The organism is Nitrososphaerota archaeon, from assembly GCA_011605775.1.
Classification (GTDB): domain Archaea; phylum Thermoproteota; class Nitrososphaeria; order Nitrososphaerales; family JAAOZN01; genus JAAOZN01.
The window spans coordinates 1-5,521 of sequence record JAAOZN010000010.1 but is presented as its reverse complement, the minus strand read 5'-3'; the positions used below and the strand labels follow the sequence as shown (position 1 = coordinate 5,521).

Genomic DNA, 5,521 nt, shown 5'->3' with positions numbered 1-5,521 from the left:
GCTGTGAGATCGCTTAGTATCGCTTTGAGCAGGTCTTGGTATTCTTCGTCGGAGAAGGTTATTTCGCTGTATGTGTTTGTTTGCTTTGCGGTTCTTGCTGCTTCGATGTGGTAGCATGTCTGCTCTAACCCTCTTATCAGATGGTAGTAGAAGTCTTTACAGCTACAATAGGGTTGTTCTAAATCAACATAGTGGTCGACCCTGCTGCCGACAACCGTCCAAATCTCTCTGCCGCTGGGTTCAAATATGTGCCTCTTAACTCTGCCCGCCTTAACCACCTCATCAGATCCAATTCTCTTAGCCAACGAGCCTTTAATATTACCCAACCACATGCTTTTAATGTTGGCGAAGACTAGACTCACACTCCTCCATCCACACCCAGCCCTACTCATCGAGAACAGCAGCAAACACTACCTTGCGGTGGCTGATCTACACATAGGGTTCGAGGAGAAGTTCAAAGCAGGCGGCGTCAAACTTCGCACATCAACGCAAAATATGCTGAACGAAATTTCTGAGATCTGCGAAAAGCAGACTGTTGATGAGATCATTATCTTAGGTGATGTGAAGTTCACGATAGGTAGGGCTAGCGCATTGGAACGCAAAGAGATCCCGCCCTTCTTAGAGCAGCTTTCAAGGTTAGCTAAAACGACCGTTATAGCTGGGAACCACGACGGTTCACTCTCAAACCTTTTACCAAGGGGGGTGACACTACACCCAGAGCCATACATGGTGGTTGAGGATTTATGCTTTCTTCACGGACACACCTTACTACCAGACTTGCCGAATAATGTGACGAAGGTGGTGATGGGGCATATCCACCCAACGTACCTCAAAGAAGGCAGCGTTATGGTAGGGAAGCACGTTTGGCTACTATTGAAGGTTAACAGAGAAGCGCTTTTGACCAAACAGAAAGGGGTTATTGAAATCTGTGTATTACCCCCGTTCAACCAGGAACTCTCATTCGAAGGGTTCGCTAGCAGATCGGGTAAGATAATTTCGCCAATCTTAAAGAGAGCGGTTAAAGCTGTCTATGATGCCATCATCTTAAGCTTAGATGGGGAAATAGTCGGTTATGGCGAGTCTCTGGGACACGTCATCTAATCCTTTCAAAATACACCTTGACACCTGCCTTCAAAACGTCCGCAGCTCTGCCTCTGCTCTTAAAGAGATGCCCACATCTCTCGATCTTGACCCCAGCGACTATATCAGCTCCTCTTTTGAAGAAGGGTTCAGGGGTCATGCTTGAAGTCGGCCCAAGTACGATAACCTTACTAGCGTTCCTAGATAGCATTAGGTAGCGTTCCAATCCGCCGTATACTAGGCAGGAGCCTGTGATCAAGACTATGTCAGCTTCAGCTAACACCTCCTCAGCTCTCTCAGGCGGATAAAGGCCTTTCATCCTCTTCCTCTCAATAATCTTTAGGTTCTCAGCGTGCTCGAAGCGCCGTAAGAGCGGTTTAAAGTACCCGACCATAGCGACACGCTTACCATAAACATCAAGTGTGTCCAGAGGGTCACCTATCTTGAACTCTGGGATAGGTTTAAGCGCCCAGGTCAGAGCATTCAACGCAGCCACGCCGATCGCTCTCCTCGCTGCAACTCTGCTCAAAGCAAGCCTCGCCGCCGCGATAGGGTCTCTTACTCTTAGCTTAGGCACAGTAGGTGTAATGTCGTGTGGATAGTATGCGACGCCACACGCGCCAGATGAGAGTTTAAGCACAACGTACCGCTCAAGGATACGCCAGCTCTCAACCTTAAGATCGTTTCTAAAGCGGCTTAAAAGAATATCAAAGGCTTCTTCAACTATCATCTAGAGGGGTTTTCCCCATTTGCCAGTTAAACGTTACTTGGAGCGACTACAGCCACAGAGATGAGATGAATTTTCTTAAAACATTTTAGGCAAGAAGCACCACTATTATTAAATAGAGAGCTTTTGGGGGAGTGCGAAAGAACATCTGTGAAAGTCTTCGTATGGTTTAGATATGCAAAGATAGCTAGCAGACTCTTTAAGGAAATACAGGAAGCAAAAATAGACGTTAAGGTAAAGGAGACTTGGTACGGATTAGTTATACAAGGCGAGAGGCAGAACATAGAGAAAGCTGTTGAGTTGCTTAGATCAAAACATCCAGCAGAAGTTTTTATCAAAGAGTCAGCTCCTTATATAAGGCGGCGTGGTGTGTTTTCAGGCTTCCTTCAAACAGCCGCCGAATACGAGCTACTTCCGCTTATATCTGAAGCACTACGGCCACAGCAAAACAAAACCCCTCAAGAGGAAGTATCTTCTATCATACCTAATAAAAAGGCCATCGTTAGAGTAAGGGCTATGAGATGCCCTCTGTTCCTTGGAAGAGGGGTTGAAGCTATTCTACTATATTTTGACAACAATGATGTAATAGTAAGATGCCCAGACGGCAAAAACTACTGTCTATGGTACTCCCACATAAGCTGCCCCTACGGATATCTTGAGCATAATCTGGAAAAGTGGTATTTTACTGAAACCGTTCACTCCCCCTCATAGCACACCTCAGATAGTGGCACGGTGGGAAAGAAGTGCTTAATATGGGTTAGAGTAAAAGTATGTAACTTCTGCTCTAGTGGAGTTATGTTGAAGGTTTAATCTTCTTTTTGGGCGAGTCCCCTATAGCTTAAGACAGCTAAAGAGAGGCCTGATATTGTTAGCGGTATGTGATAGGTTACGATTCGCCAAGCGATTACCCTAGCCCAGCTGTTTGAGCCAATAATGTTTATTGTGAAGTGGTTTAGTACAAGCTCCGATACACCAGAGCCGCCTATAGTGATAGGTAGAGTCCCTATTACGAGGGAAATGTAGAAGCCGCTGATGGACAGTAGAAGCCCTCTTAAACTAGGTGAGCCGCCTACAATAAGTTGGGTTATAGCGCCGCTTAAAAGGATCATAAGAGCCGTGCATAGCAGAATCCCAAAACTCCGCTTACAACTGAAGATGGAATTCATGTTGATTGCTGAGTTGTGGTATGAGAGTAGATTCTGGTTTAGAGAGGTGATTACTCTGCTTCCCCTAGACTCGCCAAGGAAAAATCTGATAACATTTTGCAACCAGTCCGGTATATGGATGATCTTCTTCTTTGAAAGCATGTATATGGATGTGAAGAAAGCGGTTGTTACGGTAGAGGTTAGCACAGCCAAGGATGTTAGCAGATATTCACGGCGTAGAAGCAAGTAGGATGCTGAAGCGTAGACAACTAGGGCTGTAGAAACCACATCTAGATAGATCTCTAAGAAGACTATCCAAGTAGCCTTACCGAGATCAGCGCCACGCGCTTTAAGCCAAGCGAGCCTAACAGCCTCGCCTCCAATGAACGTTGGGGTGGATAAGCTCACAAATTCGGATGAAACCCTGGCTAATAAACTACTTGCAAACCCCGCTCTAATATTTAAGACACTGGTCAGCAAGTGAAAGCGTATTCCTTGGACGATGAGGCGTAGAAATACTAGGATGCAGGCTGCGATTAGCGTTGTGAAGCCTATAGAGGCTAAATCCTCAAATCTTACACCAAAGAGTAGTGAGTAGGCTACTACGAAACCTATGCTTAAACCAAGTCCAGCCGCTACTGCCCTCTTGATCTTCAACCGCTTTGAGCAGCCTTTTTGGCCGGCTTAGTAGGTATCGCCCAAGGTCGCATAGCTTTCATTCTGGTCTCGTACTCTATGATCTTGGATTCGTGTTTCAGGGTGATTGCTATGTCGTCTAATCCTTCTAGAAGCCGCTCTTTTATGAACTTTTGAATTTCGAATCGATACTCTACACCGTTCTGCTCCCAAACTTTCTGCTCCTCTAGGTTAATCGTTAGGTATAGGGTGCTTTCGGTCGCTTTTTTTATGATTTCGTCAACCTCGTGGGGCTTTAAGGTTATAAGTAGGAGACCATTCTTGTATGCGTTGTTATAGAAGATGTCGGCGAAGCTCTCCGCTATCACCGCTTTTATGCCATAATCTAGTAGAGCCCAGACCGCATGCTCCCTCGAGCTGCCGCAGCCGAAGTTCGCTCTGCTGACGAGTATAGACGCTTTCTTATACTTCGGTTGGTTCAGGATGAAGTCTTGTCTTGGTTCGCCTCGCTCATCGAACCTCCAGTTAAAGAAGAGGTAATTGCCGAACCCTTTGCGCTCTATCAACTTAAGGAACTGCTTAGGTACGATCTGATCTGTATCAACATTATCTCTATCCAGCGGCACAACCAAACCAGTGAAGGTCTTAAAAGGATGCATCTGAACTCACCCTACTCGAAACTCCACTCTCTTACATCAACGAACCTACCAGCTATCGCAGCAGCCGCAGCCATAATCGGGCTTACTAGGTGAGTTCTGCCGCCTGCCCCCTGTCTTCCTTCGAAGTTTCTGTTTGAGGTGCTTGCGCATCTTTCTCCAGGTGCTAAGATGTCTTGATTCATGCCTAGGCACATGCTGCAACCCGATTCACGCCACTCAAATCCAGCTTCCTTAAAGATCTTAGCCAGCCCTCTTTCCTCAGCTTCGCGCTTCACCGTCTGCGAGCCAGGTACAACCATAGCTCTAACACCAGGTGCGACCTTTCTACCTTTGACGATCTTTGCGGCTGCTTCCAAGTCGCTAAGCCTAGCGTTTGTGCAGGAGCCTATAAATACTCGGTCAATCTTGATCTCAGTTATAGGTGTGCCAGGTTCAAGCCCCATGTATTGGAGCGCCCTCTCAACTGCTTTCCTCTCTATCGGGTCTTCGAACTCATCTGGATGAGGGACGACTCCAGTGACGTCGGTGACCATCGCTGGTGTAGTGCCCCAAGTGACTTGAGGCGCTATAGGTGAGGCGTCTATCTTTACGCTCTTATCGAATACGGCTCCTTGGTCTGTTTTCAGGGTTCTCCAGTATTCTGCTGCTTCTTCGAATGCGCTGTTCTTGGGTGCATACTTCCTCCCCTTTAGGTAGTTGATGGTCTTTTCGTCTGGTGCTATTAGCCCGCATCTAGCTCCAGCTTCTATGCTGAGGTTGCAGAGGGTCATCCTTTCATCCATATTCAACCCCTCTACAGTCCCGCCTCTGTATTCAATAGCATACCCTGTGCCGCCGCTTGTACCTATCTTCTTGATTATGTAGAGTGCTAGATCTTTTGCTGTTACACCTCTCTGTAGAGTGCCTTCGATAACTACTTCCATAATCTTGGGTTTCTCAACCCAGATGCACTGTGTCGCTAATACGTGCTCGACTTCACTTGTGCCTACTCCGAACGCTATAGAGCCGAATGCTCCGTGTGTGGATGTGTGGCTGTCTCCGCATACGATCGTCAAACCGGGTAGGGTTAATCCGAGCTCTGGTCCTATGACGTGCACGATTCCGTTATATGGGCTGGAGAGGTCGAAGAGCGTAATCCCAAACTCTGCGCAGTTCCTTTCTAAGGCGGCCATTTGTAGCGCTGCTAGCTGATCTGAGACTGGTAGTAGGCGGCTTGTTGTAGGCACGTTGTGATCCATTGTTGCGAAGGTAAGATCTGGTCTCCTCACTCTACG

At 47.1% G+C, this 5,521-nt stretch carries 7 protein-coding genes; 2 read left to right on the top strand and 5 right to left on the bottom strand.

Annotated features, from left to right (window positions below; translation table 11 throughout):
- A partial coding sequence (locus HA494_01035) for a hypothetical protein (protein NHV96366.1) occupies window positions 1-332 on the bottom strand: 332 nt, incomplete at its 3' end.
- 10 nt (window positions 333-342) lie between these two features.
- Between HA494_01035 and HA494_01030 the strand changes: the two genes are divergently transcribed.
- Window positions 343-1,101: a hypothetical protein gene (locus tag HA494_01030; protein NHV96365.1), complete on the top strand. Its 759-nt coding sequence runs from the start codon at window positions 343-345 to the stop codon at window positions 1,099-1,101.
- Here the strand turns inward: HA494_01030 and HA494_01025 are convergent.
- A complete protein-coding gene (locus HA494_01025; protein NHV96364.1) occupies window positions 1,094-1,810 on the bottom strand; it encodes a DUF364 domain-containing protein in 717 nt (238 codons plus the stop codon). The two genes, HA494_01030 and HA494_01025, sit on opposite strands and share 8 nt — an antisense overlap.
- A 147-nt stretch (window positions 1,811-1,957) precedes the next feature.
- Here HA494_01025 and HA494_01020 point away from each other — a divergent pair, with 147 nt between their 5' ends.
- Entirely contained in the window at window positions 1,958-2,518 is a 561-nt protein-coding gene (locus tag HA494_01020) for a DUF2102 domain-containing protein (protein ID NHV96363.1), read from the top strand.
- Between the two features lie 95 nt (window positions 2,519-2,613).
- On the opposite strand, the gene HA494_01015 is transcribed toward HA494_01020, so the two are convergent.
- From HA494_01015 to leuC, 3 genes are all read right to left on the bottom strand, one after another.
- Window positions 2,614-3,609, bottom strand: a complete 996-nt coding sequence (locus HA494_01015; protein NHV96362.1) for a flippase-like domain-containing protein — start codon at window positions 3,607-3,609, stop codon at window positions 2,614-2,616.
- Window positions 3,606-4,247 carry a 3-isopropylmalate dehydratase small subunit gene (gene leuD / locus HA494_01010; protein NHV96361.1) on the bottom strand — a complete coding sequence of 214 codons (642 nt, stop codon included), beginning with the start codon at window positions 4,245-4,247 and terminating at the stop codon, window positions 3,606-3,608. Before leuD ends, HA494_01015 begins: the two co-directional genes overlap by 4 nt.
- A gap of 11 nt (window positions 4,248-4,258) precedes the next feature.
- On the bottom strand, window positions 4,259-5,521 hold a 1,263-nt coding region (gene leuC / locus HA494_01005), incomplete at its 5' end, for a 3-isopropylmalate dehydratase large subunit (GenBank protein ID NHV96360.1).

Bases quoted from the DNA above. Each gene is read 5' to 3' on its own strand.
- leuD (NHV96361.1), bottom strand. From the start codon at position 4,247: ATGCATCCTTTTAAGACCTTCACTGGTTTGGTTGTGCCGCTGGATAGA.
- HA494_01025 (NHV96364.1), bottom strand. From the start codon at position 1,810: ATGATAGTTGAAGAAGCCTTTGATATTCTTTTAAGCCGCTTTAGAAAC.